The sequence below is a fragment of the Fluviicola taffensis DSM 16823 genome, from assembly GCF_943372375.1.
GTDB lineage: Bacteria > Bacteroidota > Bacteroidia > Flavobacteriales_D > Crocinitomicaceae > Fluviicola > Fluviicola taffensis_A.
The window spans coordinates 542438-565149 of record NZ_CALRYJ010000001.1 but is presented as its reverse complement, the minus strand read 5'-3'; the positions used below and the strand labels follow the sequence as shown (position 1 = coordinate 565149).

The 22712-nt window shown below is 41.0% G+C and carries 11 protein-coding genes; 3 read left to right on the top strand and 8 right to left on the bottom strand.

The window, feature by feature from the left end:
- Window positions 1-17: 17 nt before the first annotated feature.
- The 8 genes from AAG807_RS02345 to AAG807_RS02310 all read right to left on the bottom strand — a co-directional run bounded on the left by AAG807_RS02345 (window position 18) and on the right by AAG807_RS02310 (window position 17219).
- Window positions 18-1679, bottom strand: coding sequence for a hypothetical protein (locus AAG807_RS02345; protein ID WP_341900421.1), 1662 nt, complete (start codon window positions 1677-1679; stop codon window positions 18-20).
- 97 nt (window positions 1680-1776) lie between these two features.
- Complete coding sequence (locus tag AAG807_RS02340) at window positions 1777-3102, bottom strand: PhoH family protein (protein ID WP_341900419.1); 1326 nt, start codon at window positions 3100-3102, stop codon at window positions 1777-1779.
- Between the two features lie 121 nt (window positions 3103-3223).
- Window positions 3224-6616 (bottom strand): T9SS type A sorting domain-containing protein, encoded by a 3393-nt coding sequence (locus AAG807_RS02335; protein WP_341900417.1) that lies wholly within the window; start codon window positions 6614-6616, stop codon window positions 3224-3226.
- 173 nt (window positions 6617-6789) lie between these two features.
- Complete coding sequence (locus tag AAG807_RS02330) at window positions 6790-10263, bottom strand: T9SS type A sorting domain-containing protein (RefSeq protein ID WP_341900416.1); 3474 nt, start codon at window positions 10261-10263, stop codon at window positions 6790-6792.
- Between the two features lie 92 nt (window positions 10264-10355).
- Complete coding sequence (locus AAG807_RS02325) at window positions 10356-12743, bottom strand: T9SS type A sorting domain-containing protein (RefSeq protein WP_341900415.1); 2388 nt, start codon at window positions 12741-12743, stop codon at window positions 10356-10358.
- 110 nt (window positions 12744-12853) lie between these two features.
- A complete protein-coding gene (gene radA / locus AAG807_RS02320; RefSeq protein ID WP_341900414.1) occupies window positions 12854-14215 on the bottom strand; it encodes a DNA repair protein RadA in 1362 nt (453 codons plus the stop codon).
- 61 nt (window positions 14216-14276) lie between these two features.
- A complete protein-coding gene (locus tag AAG807_RS02315; RefSeq protein WP_341900412.1) occupies window positions 14277-16550 on the bottom strand; it encodes a T9SS type A sorting domain-containing protein in 2274 nt (757 codons plus the stop codon).
- Window positions 16551-16571: 21 nt separating this feature from the next.
- Window positions 16572-17219: a thioredoxin family protein gene (locus tag AAG807_RS02310; RefSeq protein WP_341900765.1), complete on the bottom strand. Its 648-nt coding sequence runs from the start codon at window positions 17217-17219 to the stop codon at window positions 16572-16574.
- A 52-nt stretch (window positions 17220-17271) separates the two neighbouring features.
- Between AAG807_RS02310 and AAG807_RS02305 the strand changes: the two genes are divergently transcribed.
- Genes AAG807_RS02305 through AAG807_RS02295 form a run of 3 tightly spaced genes read left to right on the top strand, consistent with a single transcriptional unit; the run spans window position 17272 to window position 22711 of the window.
- A complete protein-coding gene (locus AAG807_RS02305) occupies window positions 17272-18498 on the top strand; it encodes a hypothetical protein (RefSeq protein WP_341900411.1) in 1227 nt (408 codons plus the stop codon).
- The gene (locus AAG807_RS02300) at window positions 18495-19112 is read left to right on the top strand and encodes a hypothetical protein (protein WP_341900410.1); all 618 of its coding nucleotides are present in this window, start codon (window positions 18495-18497) and stop codon (window positions 19110-19112) included. Before AAG807_RS02305 ends, AAG807_RS02300 begins: the two co-directional genes overlap by 4 nt.
- Window positions 19097-22711 (top strand): ATP-binding protein, encoded by a 3615-nt coding sequence (locus AAG807_RS02295; RefSeq protein WP_341900409.1) that lies wholly within the window; start codon window positions 19097-19099, stop codon window positions 22709-22711. The genes AAG807_RS02300 and AAG807_RS02295 overlap by 16 nt, the downstream gene beginning before the upstream one ends.
- Window position 22712: the final 1 nt, after the last annotated feature.

Below are 22712 nucleotides of genomic sequence, written 5' to 3'. Positions count from 1 at the left end.
ATGTTATTCAATAATGATTATTCGAAATCGAATTTAATCATCACATCTTGTTTTTCTTTCTTGTAGATCTCCATTAAGAACGTATTGTCAGTTGCTTTACAAATACGAGTTACACGGAACTGGTAAGCTTTGTAACCACCCAGGTCATTCATGTCAGCTAATTTGATTCGCTCCCAATCACCTGTTTTGTCACTCACTTTGATAGCCATTAAGTAACCACCCATCCCGTTTTTGTGTGCAGCCGGGGCTTCATTTTTACCCAATGTTGCATTTTTTTCATTGTCTACAAAGACCATGTAGTGATCAGAACCACTGTTGATGTATGTATAACTCAATTGTCCTTCAGAAAACGGGTTGTAATTATCACCCAATACCAAAGCCTGGTTTTTAGGAAGTTTTGTGATCCAATCCAATTCACCTCCTTTAGAGATTTTAGCAACAACCATGCTTCCGAAATGCGCTACGTTTGTTGTAGAAGTCATGTACATTTCATTGCGTACATATTTTTGTTCTCCGGTAATAATGAAACTTCCGTCTTTTTGTGCAAAGAAGTCAATCATTTGAAGATCTTCAATTCCTTCACGTCCTTTTTTCTCACTTGCATCTTGTTTTTTCGCCTGACGCTCGGACAAATAGGATTTGATCAGGTCTTGAGGAAATTCCAAGTTGTATACATGGTTTACTGTGTATTCCGGAGAAACAGTAAATCCGTAAATCCCGTTAGCCATGAATGCAAGCGTGGAACTCATTCCCATGGAGAAACTTCCTTTGAAATCCAAACCTGATGCGTAGAAAGAAGAACAAATTACGTCTCCGTCAACGTCTTCGATCAAGCGCATTCTATTGAATAACAAAGATCCGTCTGTTCCTTCCAGCTTGTGTGTTTGGATACCTTCTTTTGAAACAGTAATTAATTCCAGTTCCTTTGTAGATGTCAGGTAAGAAATCATGTAAACAACTCCTTTAGATGTTACCGTGTAAGCGATGTTATTCATTTCCGCTTCCGTATGAGGCATTTTGTATTCACCACCCCAGATCGGGTTCATGGATTTGTCGAATACGTGGAACCCTAATTCGTCATAGCTTTTTGCATCACGCTTAGTTTCTGGTTTCAAACGGTATTGAACCATGATGTGTGAACGATCGTATGATTGATAAACTGTAAAGTTCACACCAACGAAAACCATTCCTTCCATAGCTCCTGTTTTTGCTGTTCCCCACGTTAACGGGAAATCACCTTCATCATCGCGCTCACCTTTTGTTATTTTGCGTTTCGTTTGAAGTAAAGAAACCGGTTTTTCCATTTCCAATGATTCCGGATTTATCTCCATACTGAAAAGTTCAAAAGCTTTGATGCTACTGTTGTACATTTCATACAAATAATAAATGCCTTCTTGGGTCTGAACGATTCGTTGAAGTGTATTTCCCTTTTTAAGAGCTGGAGTAGTCTTTTTCTTGATTTGGTCTCCTGTTGCACCATCGAAAGTTTGAAGGGTAATTTCAATACCGTCTGTTTTTACAGACAGAACATTTCCATTGGTAAGGGTTAAATACTGTTTACTCGCAGCATCTACTACTTCATAAGGTTTTCCAGTACTTACTTCCACTTTTGGCCCTCCTTTTTGAGCAAAGGAAAAACCGCTTAAAGTAATTAAGGATAGAAAGATTATTTTTTTCATTGATTAAATTTTTCCCAAATATAGTTATTCATTTGATTTTTCCTCAATTAGGGCTGTTGGGGAGATATCAACATCACCCCAATTCAGGTTTTGTCGGTTATAAAAGTTCGTTTGCCAGATTCGCCAATTCGGAGCGCTCTCCTTTTTCCAAACGGACATGCGCAAAGAGATTCTGACCCTTCAATCGGTCGATGAGGTATGCGAGCCCATTACTGTTTTCATCCAGGTAAGGAGTGTCAATTTGGTGAACATCGCCTGTGAAGACAATCTTGGTTCCTTCTCCGGCTCGTGTAATGATGGTTTTTACCTCGTGAGGAGTCAGGTTTTGGGCTTCATCTACAATGAACAGAATATTGGATAAACTTCTTCCGCGAATAAATGCAAGCGGAGTAATCAGAATACGGCCACTTTCTTCCATCTCCACAATGTGTTTGTGGCGTTTTTCATTTTCTCCGAATTGGGATTTGATAAACTTCAAATTATCCCACAGCGGTTCCATATAAGGACCGATCTTGTCTTTCGCATCTCCGGGAAGGAATCCGATTTCCTTATTGGAAAGGGGAACCAATGGGCGAGCTAAGATTATTTGTTGGAATAATTTATGTTGTTCCAATGCCGCAGCCAATGCAAGCAGGGTTTTTCCCGTTCCTGCTACACCTTGCAAGGCAACCAGCTTGATGTTGTTATTCATCAGGGCATTGATTGCAAAAGCTTGTTCCGCATTTTTAGGCTTGATTCCGGAAGTATATTCTTTTTCGACACGTTGAAGTGTATCCGTATGCGGGTCAAAATAAGCCAAACCGGAACTTTTACCGTTTTTAAGGATATAGTAACCGTTTGCAATTTTTTGATTTCCGAGAATACCTTCTTCGTCTATGGTTCCTTTCAGGAATAATTGTTTGATTGTTTCGGATTCGATTCCTTCAATGGTTGAGCTGGAAGTCTGCTCCAATTCATTTGAATGAACTTTTCCGGTTTCGTAATCTTCCGCAAGAATTCCCAGTGCTTTCGCCTTGATTCTTAAATTGATGTCTTTTGTAACAAGGATAACCTCCTTCTTGGTTTCTTGCTCTTTTACCGCAAGGGTTGCATTGATAATTTTGTGGTCATTTTTTCCGACCCCATAAACCGTTTCCGCATCTACACCTTTTGGTTGTGAATCCAGTAGGACCTTGAATGCCCCCAAATTGGGACCAAGGGTGATCCATTGTTGTAAACCGCCGTTTGCCGATATTCTGTCAATGAAACGAATTACTTCACGGGCTGAGAAATTTTTGGTGTCATTTCCAATTTTGAATTTGTCCAATTCTTCCAAAACTGTGATTGGAATGGCAACATCATGTCTTTCGAAGTGCATGATGGCGTCGTGGTCATGTAATAGAACAGAGGTGTCTAGTACAAATAGTTTGTTCTTTTTAGCCATGCTGAAGTATTTTTATTAAAGTACTTCTTTCTCATGCCTGATGGACAGCAAAAGATTCAAACTTATTGACAAACCTTTGTGATTAAAAAAGGGAGCTTTTAACTCCCTTTTAATATTCTGTTTATCTTTCTATCACAAAGCGCTTCAGTGTTTTAGCACCTAGTGACTGTAATTCGATACTATACATTCCCATGGCAAGTTTTCCACAGTCGATCTTGGTTTGACCGGGCGCCAGAGTCGTGGATGAAATAACCCTGCCGGTTTGATCCAGGATTCGTGCTTCAATCAGTTGGCTTGAACTGTTATCCACATTTAAAACCGTATTTGCCGGATTTGGATAGATATTCACTACTTGGTCCAATAGTTCTGAAACGGAATTCGGTTGACCAGTTGAAAGACGGTTATCGCGATTGGATCTTGTGGTGTTGAAATCCTGTGCCATTTTAGTACTTGAACACAGGCTTGGTGCAGCAACTGTCACCTCATAGAACAAACCATCTGTTGTTGAAGGCTGATCGGTATAAGTAAACAAATTGTTCGGCATCGTGGCAAGAGGTGTCCAACCAGCTGCATCCGTATGTCTTCTCAATATGAAGTTCGTATAAGCAAATCCTTCATAGCTATCCCAGAACAAGTTGATATCATTTCCTAAACCATGGCTGATCACCAAGTGGATCGTTTTGTGAATCGAACTTAATTCAGACTCATTTCCACAATCATCCACGGAAGAGATTCTATATCTCCAGGAACGGACGTTCGGTGATGCCACGATATCGTTGTAAATAGACTCATCTGAATAAAGAACGGAACCTACTAGCTGGTATAAACCTGCTTGTGATGTTTCGCGGTAGATATTGAAATGATCGATACCGGTTGTGATTGGTTTTTCCCAAACAACCAGGTTGGTGTTTGTTGTTGAATCTACAGTAACCAAACAAATATCAATCGGGTCCGGAAGTGTGGATTCAACTGTTCCACCCAAAACAGTGATACATCCGGAACCACCTGTTACAGAAACAGAATAAGTTCCAGGACTAAGGTTTGTAATGTTTTGAGTTGTTGCACCGTTTGTCCACAAATAAGCAGTCGGGTTTCCGGAGATAACAGTTAATTGAATTTGTCCATCATTGGAACAAGAGGAAGGAATGATCGTGTCAATCGCCAAAGTTGGTCCGAAGTTATTGGAAACCAATGCTGCAGAGCTGAAAGCACAACCGTTAGCATCCGTAATGGTACAAGTATATGTTCCGGCTCCAATGCTTGAAAGTGTCGCGTTATTGGTTCCTACAGGTGTTCCCTGACCATTTACCCAAGCGTAATTGAATGGGGAAGTTCCACCGTTGAAAGATGCGGTGACCTGACCATTGGTTGCAGAACAACCCGGTTGAGTGACTGTCATCGTGTTCAGCATGATTTGCTGCGGTTCCTGTACGGTATAAGTTGCAGTGGAAACACATCCCAAAGCGTCTGTAATGGTCAATTCATAAGGTCCTCCAACCAATCCTGTGATGTCTTCAGTCGTTGCACCGTTTGACCATGCATAAACCAATGGAGCAGCTCCACCTGTTACCGTTACATTGATTGCCCCGTTAGTTGTTCCGTAACACAAAGCTCCTGTAGGAACTCCTGCTTGAGAAATCCCATTGGATCCAACCATGGAAGTTGAAGTCGAAAGACAACCGTTTGCATCCGTTACAGAAACTAAATATTGTCCCGGAGCTAAATTAGAGACACTGTCTAGTGTAGAACCTGTACTCCAGTAAATGGAATAGGGAGATTGTCCGTTTGTGATTGCTACGGAAGCGGTTCCCGTATTTTGATTACAGTTTGAGGTGCTTGTCGTTACATTCAAATCCGGTGTTTGATTGATTGTCAGTGGTGCTGAAGCCGAGCTGGTACAACCGAATTGGTTGGTTTTCGTGTAGTTCATCATCACAGGTGATACCGTTGGGTAAGAAGGGTAGAAGGTGTTGTTTAAAACACCTGTTCCAGACCAAGTTCCCCCACTTGGGTTCGCCCAGTTATTTAGGTTTATAGGATTTGCGTTTTCACAAACTGCATTTGTAGGGTTGGTAAATACAATGACCGGTTTCGGGTTCACTGTAATTGGAATTAGGGCTGTTCCGCAAGAAACGCCATTGTCGAATAATTCGAATTGCAAATCAACGATTGTCGGTGAACTGACATCGTTTGTATTGTTGATGTTCAATGAGAAGGACAAGGTTCCGGCACCGGTGACAGTGATTGCCGAGTTAGGAATAATCCCGACATTTTGAGAAACACAGGTCATTGTCAATCCTTGCTGGCTGAAATTCGGATCCAGGCAGTATACGGAATTACTCGCCGAGTTATTGAAAACAGATGATTCGCACATAGCGAAAAGATCATAGTCTTCGATATTCGCCAGTTGATTGTATTCTTTCACGTAAAATTTACCGCCATCAACATAGGCAATTACATAAACACCATAATTTGAAACCTCCATTTCTAATGAAGTAGCTGTAGCAGGTGCTAATGTTGTTCCGGAAGAAATGGTACTGATTGCAGGAGATGCTACATTCGTAACCTTCTTAAAGAAACAAGAAGTAGTTTTATAAAACACATAGGCATCGGAATTGTATGTGTCAAAATCGAAATCGACAACATTCGCCCCGGTACTTATATTCGCTTGGGTTCCAAATGCGGTTCCATTGAAAGAACGAAATTTTAGAGGGAATGTGGAATATGGAACGGCCCAAACAGAGCTATAAGCAGTTGCACCATTGTTTTTCTCTATCAACATTTTGGAAGCACCATCTGAATTGTCCAATGTATTATTGGAATAGGCAGCACCATTTACGGAAACATCGAATGGAATATAATCGGACATATCCGCTTCTCCGTGGATAACGTAGGCATTATTACCGTCGATGTAAGAACTTAACTCGCCGGAAAAACTTGTTTGTTCCAGGTTTGGACTGGCTCCTCCATAAAGGGTTTGATTTGTCATATTGACAGTGATCAATGCATTTTCCGGAGAGTATCCTGTGGATTGCTCATCTACATTGTAGAATGTTAAAAACAATTGATTTGCAGTATTTCCGCGAAGTGAATAATCATAAGAATGTTCAATTTGATTATAACCTCCGGAACCAATTGCCTGGCTTATCCAGCTTGTCCCGTTGAATTTATAAATTTCCAGGAACTCATAAGTTGTTTGATAGAAGGTTTTCGCAGCTACAACCGGTGTGGTTTCACCAAGAACAACCAACTGTAAATCGAAAACATTTGCATCTCCGATGCCGGCTGTTCCAACAAGTTGCCAAGTACTGTTACTAGCAAGCCATTTGCGAACGGTTATTTTATTGGAATTTGAAGCGTCAATATATGCGGCATATAAATTTCCTCCCGGAGTAACCTCTATATCAACTTCTGTCGCATTGGCGATACCGGTTGAACTTCCAATGTAATTCCAACCTTGTGAAAAAGAAAAGGTTGAAACGAAAACAACTATTAGCGTAAGTAGTTTTTTCATAAGTAATTTTGTGTTAGCAATTAACAAGTAGCAAATGTATGCAAATATAATTTGAGGGGTTAAAAAGACTTGTATGTTGTAATTTTCTTTGAGTGTTTTTGGTCTTTCTGCAAATGGTTGGTAAAAAAAAGAGCCCACCGCAGCAGACTCTTTTTTTACTAAATCAATATAGTTTAATATTTACTGATTCTTTTTGTGATCTTCGAATTTGCAGAACTGATTTCAACCAGGTAGATTCCGGATTGAATTCCTTCTAGTTGCATCTCGATTTTTGAATCGGAACTTGAAAGGGTAGTGATAACCTGTCCGGAAAGCGAAGTGACACGATAGGTGATCTTTTCGTTGTTTGTCTGAACAAAAGTTACATTCCCCTGGGTCGGATTCGGATACATTTCGATCTCATTCAAGTAATTCTCATCGATTCCATTGGAAGAAGCTCCATCGACACCATCACCTGCCGCGAACTGCCCGCGTTCACGGTTCGAGCGGGTTGTGTTGAAATCTTGTGCTTTCTCAGCTATACATGGTGAGTTTGTAAGCATTTCGATGTAATAATCCACACCTGTCGATCCAGCCAGTGGAACATCGTTATAGAAAGAAGTTCCCAATGCAATGGTTGAACTTACCGGCATCCAATCAACTTGATCCGTTTTTCTCCAAACCACATATCCTGCAACGTTTCCTGAACCTTCGTAATCATCCCAAAGAATGTCGAACGACCCATTACCCGCATTCAAAATGGTATTTAAATGCAAGGTTTTGTGTTCTGTAGAAATAGGTCCCTCAGTTCCACATGCATTTACTGCGGATAATTTATAACGCCAGGAACGGTCCATCGGTGAAGCAACCACATCATTGAAATAAGACAGGTTTGTTGCCATTACCGTATCGATCAACTGGTAATTTCCAGCCAGATTAGATTCTCTATAGATGTTATAATGGTCAATTCCAGATGTTTCGGTTCTTTGCCAAACAACCAGATTCGTGGTTGTAGAAGTATCTACCGTAACCAAACAAATTGGCTGGGAAAGCGGTGCTCTTGTTCCGACCTGAACCGTTTTCGATGAATAACATGGTTGATTGGAAGGACCGTTAAGTACTGTGATCGTATAAGAACCTTCTGCCAGATTGAAGATGCTTTGTGTGGTTTCACCATTCGACCAGCTCCATGAACTTGCTGCACCACCACCATTTGGATCCTGAACAAAAGTGGTAGTAATTCCACCGTTGTTTTGGTTACAGTCGGTGTTCAGAACTGTTGTTGTGATATCAACCGCATTGTGATCATCCAATTGATAGTTGAATTGTTTGATACATCCGTTCCCGTCGGTGACTTTCAAGGTGTATAACCCATGTCCCACATTGGAAAGGTTCTGTGTCGTTTGCCCCGTTCCGATCCAATCATAAACCGGAGCTGAAGCAGATATGGAAGCAAAAATTCCTCCGTCTGTTGCTCCGCACGTTGGTTCAAACCCGAATAAATTTCCTGTTATAGGTGCTGGTTCCGTAATGGTATACGATCCGGAAGCCTGGCAACCAGTGTTATCCCAGACATTGATGGAATAATTCCCGGGTGCCAAATTGGAAATGGTTTGAGTTCCGTATCCATTGGACCAAACAAACTGGTATGAATTCGGATTTACGATATTGATCGTTATTGAACCATCATTTAACCCGTTACATGAAACGTTCGTAATGGTTGGCGTAAGTGTGATTCCGGTTGCATTTACCGTTGTAGCTCCGGTAATATGACAATTGTAATCATCTGTCACATTGTAAAAATACGGACCCGGTGCCAGGTTTGAAATAGTTGTCGCGTTTTCTCCGGTTGACCATTCAACCGCATAATTGGCAGATGCTCCGGCAGTAAAACTCACCGTTGCAGTTCCGCTTGTCGATCCACAGGCACTCGGAGTTGAAGAGACGGTAGCGCTTCCTAAAATAGGGAATGTCAGTGAACCGGATGTGTTAACGATACATCCGTTGATTTCATCGTCTAAGGAAATGGAACCACCTGTAAAGCCTTGAGAAACGACAGTTCCGTCAATAGTTGTACCTACAACCGGAACTCCATTGATTTTGAAAGTACCGTGGTCGTAATAATTGACATAATTACTCAGATCAATTAAGTTGTCATTGCTGCAAAGTGTCAATGGATTGGATGCGAAACTGACTACAGGGGCTGCTGTCTGTCCGACTGTAATCGTTGGTAAAGTAACATTGGTGATACTGTAACCATCAAAAAGCTGCATAACAACACTTGAATTTCCGCCGGTTCCAATAAAACCATAAATGGCATATTTTGTAACAGAAGGGGATGAAGTATTGTCAAAATAGATTAACTCAGCCGTCATACCGGTAATTGCACCACTTCCATCTGCGAGGTTCAAAATTTTAAGCGGTCCGTCCTTATTGTCATCATAAAACTCCAATGCATGATAGATCAGATTTTGATGATTCGAACAGGTTCCTGTTGTCGGAACAATTGAACTAGGATTGATTTCGGGTTTCGTATTGTAAACCTTGTAGTAGTAATATCCGTCGTTTTGGTAGTTTATTGCCAAATGCTCCCCACTTTGATCCAGGGATAGCATAAATAAGTTGTTTAGACCTGCAGTAAGCGGAATTTGAATCCCTAAAGTATCCCAGGTTCCTGCTCCCAAATCTTTTCTGAAAACATATGAATTTCCCAAGGAACCATTGCCTGCTGCAGTGAAATTCGAAAGGATGAAAGCATAACTGGCATTTTGGTTAACAGCAAAACGAACAGTATCGATATTGAAACTCAAGGAAGGATCTGTAACGCTATTTAACTGTACGTTATTGGTTCCGGAAAAGGTTTTTTCATAGGTTTTTTGATCCGTATAGTTGCGCATATATATCATAGGGGTGCTTTGTCCGTTTCCGACCAGGAAGAAATTTCCAGTCACGAAATTAGTCCCCAAGTCATTTTTTAAACGACCGTCATTAGCTCCTCCTGAGTTATAGTAAGTAAGTGCATAGGGAGCATTGATCGGTGCAACAGCCAGGCGATTGTTTCCTGCTCCTGAAATACCATAATAGATGGAAGTGGACGAAAAGGATATGATGAAGTTCCCTGCACCACTGAATCCGGGATCGAGCAGTGTATTTACACCAAATTCTGTGTCCCAGACATTGGTTGTGGTGTTAAATGTACAGATACTGGTATTGGTGTTTTCAACAAACATCACGATTACCTTTCCGGATACCGGGTCAGCTTTGAACTCCCAAGTTCCCAATCCTCCTGTTGCTATCAATGAGTTATAGCCGACAATCGTATTCGTATTAAAATCAAATTTATGGGCATACAGACCACCTATTCCACCGGTTACCAAATAAGCCTTATTGCCGATTACTTCACCTTCGATTCTACTCAAACCGGAAATGTAGGTGTTTTCAGAAGTCAACCATCTCCAGGTGCCTACTTCGGGATTGTACATCGTAACACGAATGTAGTTTCCGATGGAATCACTGAAGTGATACAATTTCCCTTGATACATGATTGATTTTACTTGTCCCCCGGAGACGTAAGGATCTGCCGGCATATCTGATGACCAATCATATGTTTGTCCTTGCACTTTTGCAATGCTTAGAAGAAGGACAGATAAAAACAGAAGCTTTTTCATGGTTATAGAATTAAATAGTGATGAGAAAAAAAATCATTGCACCTGAATGGGGCAATGATTTTTTACACTGCGTTTATGGGAATACGAGTCGCTTAAAGTTTAACTACCCGTTTCGTGATTTTAATGTCATTCATTTTAAGTTCCACCAAATAAACTCCGGCATTTAGTGGGCTTAAATCAAGAACAGTATTTGTTTGGCTGCTTTGAGTTGTTTGCATCAATTGACCTGACAATGAAAGGATGTTGTATGTAACCTGTTCGTTTCCTTCTTGAACAAACGTCAATTTATCTGAAGTAGGATTCGGATAAATTCCGATGTTGTTCAGGTAATTTTCGCCGATACTGTTAGATGAAGCTCCATCTACACCTTGTCCTGCGGCAAACTGACCTCTTTCACGATTTGATCTTACGGTATTGAAATCTTGTGCTTTTTCTGCTGAACACCATTCCGTCAATGCAAACTCCACCATATAATCCAATCCGGGAGTAGCATAAGCTACCCCATCTGTGAAAGACAGCGTGGAACTTGAAACTGTTCCAGCTTGTTCCCAACCGTTTGCTGTTGTGTATCTCCAAACAATATAATCTGTAAATGCCGATGTTCCTTCATAAGCATTCCAGTTAACTTTTACGGAATTATTACCTAAATCCAATAGATCCAAGTGAATCGTTCTGTGCGCGATACTCAAAGGACCTTCTTCTCCACAAACGTTTACGGCACCAAGTTTATAGCTCCAAGAACGCTCAGCTGGTGATGCGATTACATCATTGAAAAGAGAGATGTTACTGAAGTTTACGGTGTCAATCAACACATATTCACCTTGTGTTGAAGTCTCACGATAGACATTGTAGTAATCAATTCCAATTGGTTGAACTTTTTCCCAAACAAGCAAGTTTGTTGTCGTAACACTATCTACTGTAATGATACAAAGATCCTGTCTCAATGGTTTCACAACTGGGATGTTCCATCCTTTGATTGCTCTACATCCTGTATTTGCTACCGTTGCAGTACAAACATAGTTTGCAGAAGGAACGTTTAATAAGTCTTCTGTAGTTGCTCCGTTCGACCAAAAAATGGATTGAATTGGATCAACTCCGGGAACCCAGATATCCACAAGGATTTTTCCGTCGTTTCCTCCACAACCTGCTGGGATTACGTTACCTGAAATGTCAGCCGAATTGTTTTCGCTTAAGTAAACAGGCTTCACAGCCATACAGTTGTTTGCATCTGTTACGGTTGCAGAATAGATACCGAAAGCCAGATTGGAGTTAATATCTCCAGTTACCCCGTTTGACCAGGTGGTTGTGTAAGGAGGGATGCCACCATTCAGACCCCAAACTTCGATTTCTCCATCAGAAGCTCCACAAGTTGGTCCTACGTTTACACCTGCCTGAAACATGATTTTATCTGGTTGTGTAACGGTAATTGCTTTAGAAATCATACAGTTATTAGCATCTGTTGCATAAACCGTGTAAGTTCCTGCCAGTAGACCTGTAACAGCTGTACCTGTGTGACCAGAAGACCAAATGTAAGTGACAGGAGTTGTTAAACCTGTTTGAGAGATGGTAATTCCACCATTCGCCTGGCTGAAACAAACCACATCCGTAACCGTTTCATTGATGCTTACTCCTAAAGGGTCGATTGAAAATGCTGCTGTAGTGGAACACTGATTCGTATCTACAAAATAGTACATGTACTGACCTGCTGCCAAACCGGAAATACTTGGAGTTCCGGTAACACCGTTAGACCAACTTTGGCTTAGTACGGGTGCACCGCCAACTGCGGTTGCTATTGCCGTACCCGTTGACGCTCCGCAAGAAGTAGGCGTTGTAACAACAGAAACTGTTGGCGATATAAAGAGGTCTAAATATAAAAAATCATATGCCGTACAAGCACCGTTTGATAAGGTGTAGTTAATTCCGATATTATCATTGGAGATATAACCCTGATCTATCATATTGAACTCAGCATTCGGGTAAACCGAACCGTCGTAATCAAATACACCTCCTGCCGGAGTGACGAATTGGTTCAGGTCAACCGTGCCTTCACTCGAACAAATCTGAGCATTAGGTAAAATTGTAATGGTTGGTGTTTCAACAACTGTAATAGTTGGAAGAGTGATGAATACTGTTTGTGTTCCGTCAGAGACTTCCAAAGTGATGATACAGCTGCCCGCACCACTGAAACCCCAGCTGGAATAAAGATATGAACTCAAAGTTCCGGTAGAGCTTGTGCTTCCGGCATACAAAGAAGCATCCTGGATAACCGACTGATTGGAAGAAGTGATTCCGACAATCTGTATGAAGTCATTATCAATATCCGTAATTTCAAAAGGCTGGAAAATTTGTACTTCGCTGTCATCAGCAGAACAAAGAACCGGATTGATAAATGTTTGAGACAAATTTAAAGCTGGAGGTGTGTTTACAGCAAGAGAAGTGAAACACAGTAAAATCATGGTAGCGATAGATAATACTCTCATAAGTAGCGTTTTAATTTAGAAAGTCAAAATTAAGGAAACTATTGCAAAGGAGCTCATTGGAATAAATATTTTCCAAGTTAGAGTGTGTGGCTTACAAATTATGGACAGTTTTATGCAAATAGAGCCTTCAAAACTTCGTCAATTCGGGCACAAGGCACCAATTCTATTTTGAAGTTGGATTGTTCAATTCCTTTATTGTGCTTTGAAATGATGATTTTTTCAAAGCCCAGTTTTTCAGCTTCCCGAATCCGCTGATCAACGCGATTAACAGGGCGGATTTCTCCTGATAAACCAACTTCTGCCGAACAGCAAATCAACCGATTGATGGCAATGTCCGCATTGCTTGATAAGACTGCCGCTACAACCGCCAAATCAATTGCCGGATCATCCACCCGGATTCCTCCGGCGATGTTCAGAAAAACATCTTTTGCTCCCAACTTGAATCCACATCGTTTTTCCATGACTGCGAGCAACATGTTTAATCGGCGTGCATCGAAACCGGTTGAAGAACGTTGGGGTGTTCCGTAAGCAGCTGTGCTGACAAGTGCCTGAACTTCTATCAGCAAAGGTCTTAATCCTTCTAGGGTAGCGGCAATAGCAACACCGCTTAAGCCATTATCTCCGGAGGAGATCAGGATTTCGGAAGGATTTTCAACGGTTCTTAAACCGGAACTGTTCATTTCATAAATCCCCAGTTCATTGGTGCTTCCAAACCGATTTTTTATTCCACGCAATAAGCGGTAAACATGGTGTTGATCTCCTTCGAATTGCAACACTGCATCAACCATGTGTTCCAAAACCTTGGGTCCGGCAAGTGACCCTTCTTTGGTAATATGACCAATAAGGAAAACCGGAACTTCAGTCATTTTTGCATAACGCAGCAATTGTGCGGTACATTCCCGTATTTGGGAAATGCTTCCCGGAGCACTTTCAATTTGGGAACTGAAAAGGGTTTGAATGGAATCCACAATCAAGAGTTCCGGACTCGTTTCTTCTGCTTGTTTGAAAATATTTTGAATATTGGTCTCTGTCAGGATGAAACAGGATTCATTTTTCTGACCGATGCGTTCAGCACGCATTTTTATCTGTTGTTCGCTTTCTTCACCTGAAACATAAAGAACCCGCAAAGATGTCTGTACGGCCAATTGAAGTAATAGGGTGGATTTTCCAATTCCGGGTTCTCCCCCGAAAAGAATCAGGGATCCTGGAACTAATCCATCTCCGAGTACCCGGTTAATCTCGCTGTCGGGTAAAAGGATTCTGCGCTGACCGTTGGAAACAATCTCCTGCAATACTTGTGCTTTTGCAGTTCTCCCCGATGAGGTAGAGAAGGCGATGACTTGTGGCAATTGTTTTTCAACCAATTCTTCTACAAATGTGTTCCACTCGTTGCAAGATGGACATTTACCCAACCATTTTGGAGTTTCATAACCACAATTTTGACAGAAGAATGCGGATTTAATTTTAGCCATAGTACAAAAATAAAAAAAGCTGCCTACCTGAGCAGACAGCTTTCCATTATTGTGAGATCACTTATTTAATAATCAATTGTTTTGTACTGGTACCCAATGCATTTTTCATTTGAACGAAATAAACACCAGATGACAAATCAGACACATTCATTGTGGAAGAAACCCCGGTTGTACTCACTTTTCGAACGATTGAACCTTGTGCGGTTACCAAAGTGATTTCTTTCAATAAGTTGTCATTTGTCAATCCGAACTCCACAACATCGTTTGCCGGATTCGGATATAAACTCCAAGATTCCTGTAATGCCGCTAATTCACTCAATCCGGATGTTCCTACGCACACAATAGAGACATGGCTGCTTCCGAAATCTGCATCTGCAGGGAGCAATTCAGCTATTGTATCTGTACCGGTCACTAATTCATAATGTCCGTCAGGTGTTCCCGCCATCCCATCGCCGAAAGAATCCTCAATGATGAAATGATAACAACCATCTGATAAACAAAATGAAGCATTGTATGTTGCTCCTGACCCACTAGGTAAATCTGCATATGGTCCGCCAGTATAGAACGTTACGTTCTCTGCAGTATTTGTCAATGACCAGGTAATTTCACTTCCCCAACGGTCTGTTGTCAAGGACAAATCAACTATTGTTGGATTTACGATTGTAGTAAAACCGGATTCGATCGTGTCATTATTGTTGTTTTCATCTGTTCCTGTATTAGGACTGCTAACATACGCATTGAAAACATGATTCCCTCCCGAAAGTGTAGCTGATGGCAGAGCAATCACTTGATTTTGGTATTGATTCAATGAACCTGTCCATGGATAAGTTTGTCCGAAATTACCGTCATATCCGTAATGAATAGTTGCGGCAGTTAAAGTCGTACTTCCATTATTTATTAGAGTGAAAGATGGAGTAACCGTACCGGAACATATTGTTCCCGAAGCACCTGTTACTGTTCCTAATCCAGCATCTAAAGCTGTTCCCGGTCCAGCTGGGTCAACACCATCAATTGTAGTACTTCCTGTATTGGATGGATCCAACCAAAACTTCAATTGTGATGCGTTTGTTCCACCACCTAACCAGGAAGTGAATAATTTTCCGTATTCATCTGAAAGACTTGCTCCTCCACAAACGGAAGCTCCTCCATGCAATTGACCAACCGTTCTGTGATTTTGGTCAAACAAAGGAGAACCGGATGATCCACCTTCTGTTACACCATTATCCCAACTTGTTACGCCCCAGTGGCTATCAGCAGGGCTTCCACCAAAAGTGGTAGAGATTAAAGGCGTATTTTCAAAGGAGATTTTTTTGATATCTCCGGCTGGGTGGTGAACTCCAACAGCGGATGTTGCAGGAATATTCGTTGCATTGAATCCATTGTAATAAACACCCCAAGCAGGGTTTGGAGCAGAATTCAATTCTGTTAAGGTAAAATCTGAAGGGGAATAATTCGCTCTCAATGTACCACCATTTATATTCATGGTTGTCGGTCCGTCGTTCGAAGCATTATTCGTTGTAGCGCAAATTGCGGTTCCTGGTGTGCGTTCCCATTTGAAACGGAATACCCAGCTTCCCGGAGTTGTACCACAATGGTTTGCAGAAAGGAAGTAAGGAATGATTGTTCCTGAGGTGTTGTTGATCAAGGATCCTGTACAGAAACCTCCACCATTCACCATCATGGCAACCGCATTTCGTTGGTTTTCCCATCCTGCTCCGATTGGACAGTTTACATCGTATTCGCAGTTTCCGGAGCTACCAAGCGCTTTTACTTCCGATTCCAGATCAAAGTAACCGTGAATCACCGTTCCCAAATGTAATTTGGAAGTTCCTGCTTCATTTGCCGGTTCCTGCAATTCAATGATTACCACATCATCATGGATCAGTTCAGTACCAAGCATCTTGTTTTCATTATTATTCAAGCTGGTATGGGCACCGATAAATTCTTTCTTTTCACCGTCAGAAAGGAAAAGAAGCGCGTTTTCGGAAAGTTGAAACTGATCAAAAATCAAATTGATCGACAATGCACCTGCTGAATTGATCTTCAGTTGACGAACAACGGTTCCATTTGGTAAAGTCTTGATTACAGCTTGTGACATGAAATCAATGTTCACTGCTAATTCTTTTCCGAATCGCAGTTCCTTTTCCAAGGTACTTCCTCTTCTGGTCATTTCATTCGTAGCCTCGATTTCGTTATCTACCGAAACCATCTGAATAGCATCTTTAGGCATTCCAACCTTATCTTTCCATGAAAGAGGTGTTCCTAATTGTTGCACTTGGGAGATTCCGGAGAAGGAAATACACAGCAATGCAACACTGAGTAGTTTTTTGTTCATTTTATGTTTGTTTTGGAGAGTTTACTTTTTAACACGTTTAATGCTACAACCTCTTGGCGGTGTAGAATTTGTTTGAATTTCCTTACCTGAAGAGGCAGCTTCTATTGCATTTTTCAGGTAGTTTTCATCTGAAGAACGTTTTCCATCCGCTTTGTTGTCAATCGCTCCGGCATAGATGAGTTCCATGTTTTTGTTCAGAAGAAAAATATGCGGAGTTGTTCTGGCTCCGAATGCGTCTGCAAGCTCCGAGTTTTTATCAATCAGATATGGCATGGTATATCCTTTTTCTTTTGCTCTGTTTTTCATAGCTTCCGGAGAATCGTCCTGATCTCTTTTTGCTTCATTGGAATTGATCAAAATCATTTTGAACCCGTGATCGACAGCAAATTTGTTCAGGTCGTTGTATTGTTTTTCCCATCCTTCGAAACTATCACTTCCAACAACGAAAGGACAGGTATTGCAAGAGAAAACAACCAATAGACCATTATCGCCGGATGCGGATTCCAGTTGCATCATATTTCCATCCAAATTTTGCATTTGGTGTTGAATCATAGGAACGCGTTCACCTATCGGAAGTGTTTTAAATTCTTCTTTTTGGGCGAATGAAAATGCAGATACCAAAAGTGAAAATCCTACAAGAGTATTTTTAATTGTACGGGAGAATAACATAATCAATTGAAATATTTTACATTTATCTGCCAATTTACGTTTTATTCCTAATATGAAAAAATCTTTAATTTTTCTTTTTGCACTAGTTAGTATTGCTACTCATGCCCAGAATTTTGAAATTCCACCGCTGAAACAGCCTTATTATGATATACTTGAATGGAAAGGAATCGGTGCTTTGGCATTGAGCCACGACCTGACGTTAACTCAGAAACAGGTTGATTTGACAATGGTTTCAGGCGAAGGGAAGAGTTCTTGGCAGCAGGTCTATAACCCGATGGCCAAGGAAACCTATTTCATTTCGGAAGACGGGGGTAAATATGCGTACTTTCTTGAAAACCTAGAATTAAAAGATAATAAGGTTTTTATTCATCAGCTGAGTGCAGCGGGAAATATCAAAGTGATGAATCTGAACTTCCTCCCGATTTTGAAACGAATCGGAAGTTTCAGTCCATCGGATTTGTATCTGACGGATATCATCACTACTGAAAAGGCATTGTTGTGGATGTTCAAACACCGGGACAAAGAAAAGTTGACGACAATCGCTGTTTCCATGACGCATCATAATTTCAACATGTATGCTTTTATCGTATCAGAGAATGTGATCAGTTCTTCCAAGATTGAAGATCAGATTTCGTGGTATGTTGCCGGTGAAAAAGGGGAGAATATTTTATTCGCAGCTCGCTTGCATGCAGGAAAAGAGGCGGGATGGAAAGTGAAGGAATACAATCCGAAAGGAGTCATGGTTGCAGAACGGGTGCTGGAACAACGGAAAACAAATTTCATTGCCCATGCGCGGGTTGGTTTTGGAAGAAGAGGAAGTGCCTTGCTAAAACGCAGCGAACCGAATGAAAAGGGAACCCTGGTCTTTGCAAACGGAAACTATTTTGTAGGAGGTATTGAAATGAACGGAACCACGGCTAATTTGATCACTTACAAGATGGAAAACCAGGAGAATGGAAAAGAGTGGATCAAGGTTTGCGAATCAACCTGTACGAATTACAATGTTAAAAAAGACTTGGAAGTCGGTTGTTTCAGAATGGATGAAGGGATCGGTTGGTATGTGAATTCTGCCAAGTCGGAAGGACATTTTCACAGCTTCACTTCCGGTACAGGAATCGTGTCTGGGAGCATCGATCAGGCAACTTCCAATCCAAGTCGCTTGCTTACTGCGGAATTTCCAAGTAAATTTGTAGTTGAATTAGATACAAAATGGTTGGTTTTTGATACAAAGCAATTTCCGACAAAAGGCAGTTTAAACTTCGAATATAAGCAGAAATGATCATTGGAATTTGTGGAGGTAGCGGATCTGGAAAAACAACTCTTTTAAAACGCTTGGCGGCATTTTATGGTGAACTTCACCCTACGGTTTTTTCTATGGATAATTATTATTTACCCATTGAACAGCAGTTATTGGATGAGAATGGTCAAGTGAATTTTGATTTGCCGACTGCTTTGGATCGGGATCGACTGGTAAAGGATCTGCGTGATTTAAAGGAAGGGAAATCAATCGAAGTGAAGGAGTATCATTTCAATGCTCCACCGAATAAGAATGTGCTGATTACGTTGGATCCTTCTCCGATAATCATTGTGGAGGGATTGTTCCTGTTTGAATATGCGGAAGTATACGAGTTGTTGGATTTTTCCATATTTATGGATGTCGACCCCGATATACAGTTGGATAGAAGATTGTATCGGGATCAGGAAACAAGAGGTTATTCCCGTGCGGCAATCATGTATCAATGGAAGTATCATGTGATGCCGTGTTACCAAAAATACCTTTTCCCCTACATGCATTTGGCAGATTTTATCTTTGAGAATGATCAACAGGCGGATTTGGAATTTGAAAGACTCATCCAGATGCTAGCACCCAAATTGTTATGTTTAAAGGAATAATCCGATTTTTTGCAAAACGTGGATATGCACTTGTATTGGGTGCTTGTTTTTTGCTGTTAATTGGATTAATATTTAAGCTGAATAAATCTAGCTCGGAAGACATTCAACAATTCCAAACCGTTTTTTTATCACAGATTTCGCGTGCGAAAAATCAACTGGAAATCATTCCGGATGATTGGAAAAATCTGAGTAAGGGTGAGTTTTCAAAAAAGTACAACAATCTTGAAAACACCTTGTTTGTTCATGTGTACTATGCCGATTCATTGGTTTTTTGGAATACGAATAAATGCCCTGTAAATCGATTTGCAGATTTGCATTTTCCCACCAACGGAATTACCCAATTGCAGAACGGGTGGTACTACAGCCAATTGAAGAAACAGGGGGATGCTATTTTTGTAGTGACCTTTGGAATCAAGCGGGTTTTCCCTATCACCAATGAACAGCTAAAGGATTATTTTTTTCAACCTTTTCCAGCGATTCATGGGACTGTTTCCTTGGTCACGAATGCAGACAACACCATTTTTGACCGGAAGGGGGAGGCAATTTTTGGAATCGATAAGACCGACCAGATTCCGGATAATGAAAGGTTACTTACGATTATTTTTGCGGATGTCCTGATCCTGATCTTATTGATTTCGTTCAAGATCACCACACTCTTGAATACGAATGCAAAGCGATTGATCTACCTGTTTGCAATTCTTGTTCTCCGCTATCTGGCATTGCGACTGGATTGGTTTGAATGGATGGAAAGCACTTCCTTGTTCGATCCCGGATTAATGGCCTTGAATAATTGGATCCCGAATTTTGGAGAGGTTCTCATTTGGTTCGTCAGCTTCATATTGATTCTTCCATCGTTGGGGAAATTGATCTTAAACGTAAAGAGTAAACTGCTGGTTTATTTTTTATTGGCTCTGATTCCTGTTTTCATGATGATTTATCCACAGATGATCAAATTGATCATTGTCAATTCCACGATTCCGATTCACCTAAGCGACATTCTGAAGCTGAATGTTTTCTCCCTGGTGTTTATTTTCATTATTGGATTGAGCGCCTTGTTTCTAATGCAATTTTATCTGCTTGTCATAGGTAAGTGGAAATGGACGAATCCTGACAGAATTGAAATTTTTGGAGTTCTTTTCGTATTATTTGCTTCCGTGATCATTGCAAATGAATGGATTTTCCGATTGCATGGTTTTTGGATCATCTGGATGTTCGCACTTTTCATCCTTTCGTTAATCGTTGGTTTTCGGGTCAATCAGAAATGGACTTTTACCTTTTACCTATTGGCTACTTTTCTTGTTTCGTTTGGAATCACGATGAACCTGGAGATGGAATCCAAAAAGAAAGAACGGGAAGAACGTCTGCTTTTTGCAAACCAACTGTCAGATGACAGGGATATCAACGCGGAAGTGGATTTTACCACGGCAAGGGAAAAACTTATAGAGGAACCGTTCCTGAAACGACTTTTTCATCATGATACAAAACCCAGCTTTTCTGAATTGAAGGAGTCAATGGAGTATCAGGTGTTCAAAGGATATTGGGACCGCTACGATGTTGATTTTTATTATTATTTGCCGGATAGTGCGGGTCTCCGATTGAATGGGATTTACAAAAAGCAATTGGATGAATTGATTGCACGACATGGGATTCAATCAGAAATCGATTCGAGTTTGTACTACGTGAAGGATTATACGAGTCAGTTCAATTATGTTTTTTACTTTCCAATAGAAAGAAATGGGGTGACCGTAGATTTTTATGGAACTATGAAGTCCAAACGAATTCCGGAGAAGATCGGTTTTCCGCGACTTCTGATTTCGAAGCAAACTGCCGTTTTTGAATCTTTGGAACGTTATTCCATTGCCAAATACTTCAACAATCAATTGGTTCTGAATTACGGAGCGTACAGTTATCCTACGGATTTGAAGATTTTCGGGGATGAGGAGGAGCAAGGACACGAATGGTACGAAAAGGATGGTTTTGAACACCTGATCTTCAAAAAATCGAAAACGGATGCGATCATCCTAAGCAAAAAGATGCCTTCCTGGCTGTCTTATCTGACAACCACTTCCATATTACTTGTGTGCTTCGGAGCGATGTTGACCCTGGTTTTATTGTTGAAGCAATTGAATCAGGTTCGTGTTTCAACAGGAATTTCCATGATCACCAAGATCCAACTGGTCTTGATCGGACTCATCGTGATCTCTCTGGGTGGATTCAGTATTGCCAGCACTACGATGCTTAGCGGACAGTATAGAAGCTATTCGACGGATCAGATTCGGGAAAAGGTGAAATCGGTAATCAATGATATTAACTCCCGTCAACGATTTACTTCCGAGAAGTTCAGCGACAAGAATCAGGAAGAATTGGATTATCAGCTGAGGAGATGGTCGAAGGTTTTCCTGGCAGATATTAACCTGTATCAATCGGATGGTATTTTGGCGGGAACTTCCCGAACGAAAATTTACAATATGGGTTTGTTGAGTGAGCAGATGAACCCGAAGGCTCTGTATGAACTCCAGTTTAACATGCGATCGGAATTCATTCACGAAGAGAATATCGGTTCATTGGTTTATTTATCCGGATACGTTCCGGTATTTAATCATGAAAATGAATTGCTGGGTTATTTGAACATCCTGCATTTTGATCAGCGGAATGTGTTTGAGGAGCAGTTGAGACAATTCTTCGTAGCAATCCTGAATGTATTCATGCTTTTGCTTGTGCTATCCATTTTGGTTGCACTTTTGGTTTCCTCGTGGCTAACCGGTCCGTTGATGTTGTTGCGGAAGAGTTTTTCCCAGTTCGAGTTGGGTAAAAATAGTCAGGAGATCAGCTACAAGGCGCAAGATGAAATCGGTTCTCTGGTTGCGGAATACAATCACAAATTGAATGAGCTGGCAGAAGCTGCAGCTAAATTGGCTCAATCCGAACGCGAAAGTGCCTGGAGGGAAATGGCGAAGCAAGTGGCGCATGAGATCAAAAATCCGTTGACACCCATGAAATTGAGTGTTCAACATTTACAACGTGTTTTTGATCCGAATGATCCGAAATCAGCTGAAAGGATAGAACGGGTTACCGGATCCTTGATCGAGCAGATCGATGCCTTGACACACATTGCGAATGAATTCTCCAATTTTGCCAAATTGCCACAGCCGGTTATCGCGGAAATAGATCTGGTAGGCTTAATAAAGACCGTGGTTGCGTTATTTGATAATGATGACAATGTTCATGTCAAATTGGAATTGAATTCGTCAGATTCGACGATCGGGGTTCCTGGCGACAAGGAAATGCTGCTTCGTGTACTGAATAATTTGATTTCAAATGGAATTCAGGCAGTTTCGATGGGAGCTTCTGCAGAAATTATTATTTCGGTTGAAACGGATGAAGAGCATGCATTTATTCGTGTAAGGGATAATGGTACCGGCATTCCGGAAGATCAGATCCAAACCATCTTTGAACCATATTTCACAACGAAATCTACCGGAACCGGCTTAGGTTTGGCAATGGTGAAACAGATTGTGGAAACGCATCATGGTTCCATTGAAATCGAGCAAACGTCTCCGGAAGGTACGACGGTGTTGGTTTCGTTAAAGAAATTATAAC

What these genes read in the sequence shown, in the direction of transcription:
- AAG807_RS02345 (WP_341900421.1), bottom strand. Translation starts at nt 1,679, where the DNA reads ATGAAAAAAATAATCTTTCTATCCTTAATTACTTTAAGCGGTTTTTCC.
- AAG807_RS02340 (WP_341900419.1), bottom strand. Translation starts at nt 3,102, where the DNA reads ATGGCTAAAAAGAACAAACTATTTGTACTAGACACCTCTGTTCTATTA.
- AAG807_RS02335 (WP_341900417.1), bottom strand. Translation starts at nt 6,616, where the DNA reads ATGAAAAAACTACTTACGCTAATAGTTGTTTTCGTTTCAACCTTTTCT.
- AAG807_RS02330 (WP_341900416.1), bottom strand. Translation starts at nt 10,263, where the DNA reads ATGAAAAAGCTTCTGTTTTTATCTGTCCTTCTTCTAAGCATTGCAAAA.
- AAG807_RS02325 (WP_341900415.1), bottom strand. Translation starts at nt 12,743, where the DNA reads ATGAGAGTATTATCTATCGCTACCATGATTTTACTGTGTTTCACTTCT.
- radA (WP_341900414.1), bottom strand. Translation starts at nt 14,215, where the DNA reads ATGGCTAAAATTAAATCCGCATTCTTCTGTCAAAATTGTGGTTATGAA.
- AAG807_RS02315 (WP_341900412.1), bottom strand. Translation starts at nt 16,550, where the DNA reads ATGAACAAAAAACTACTCAGTGTTGCATTGCTGTGTATTTCCTTCTCC.
- AAG807_RS02310 (WP_341900765.1), bottom strand. Translation starts at nt 17,219, where the DNA reads ATGTTATTCTCCCGTACAATTAAAAATACTCTTGTAGGATTTTCACTT.
- AAG807_RS02305 (WP_341900411.1), top strand. Translation starts at nt 17,272, where the DNA reads ATGAAAAAATCTTTAATTTTTCTTTTTGCACTAGTTAGTATTGCTACT.
- AAG807_RS02300 (WP_341900410.1), top strand. Translation starts at nt 18,495, where the DNA reads ATGATCATTGGAATTTGTGGAGGTAGCGGATCTGGAAAAACAACTCTT.
- AAG807_RS02295 (WP_341900409.1), top strand. Translation starts at nt 19,097, where the DNA reads ATGTTTAAAGGAATAATCCGATTTTTTGCAAAACGTGGATATGCACTT.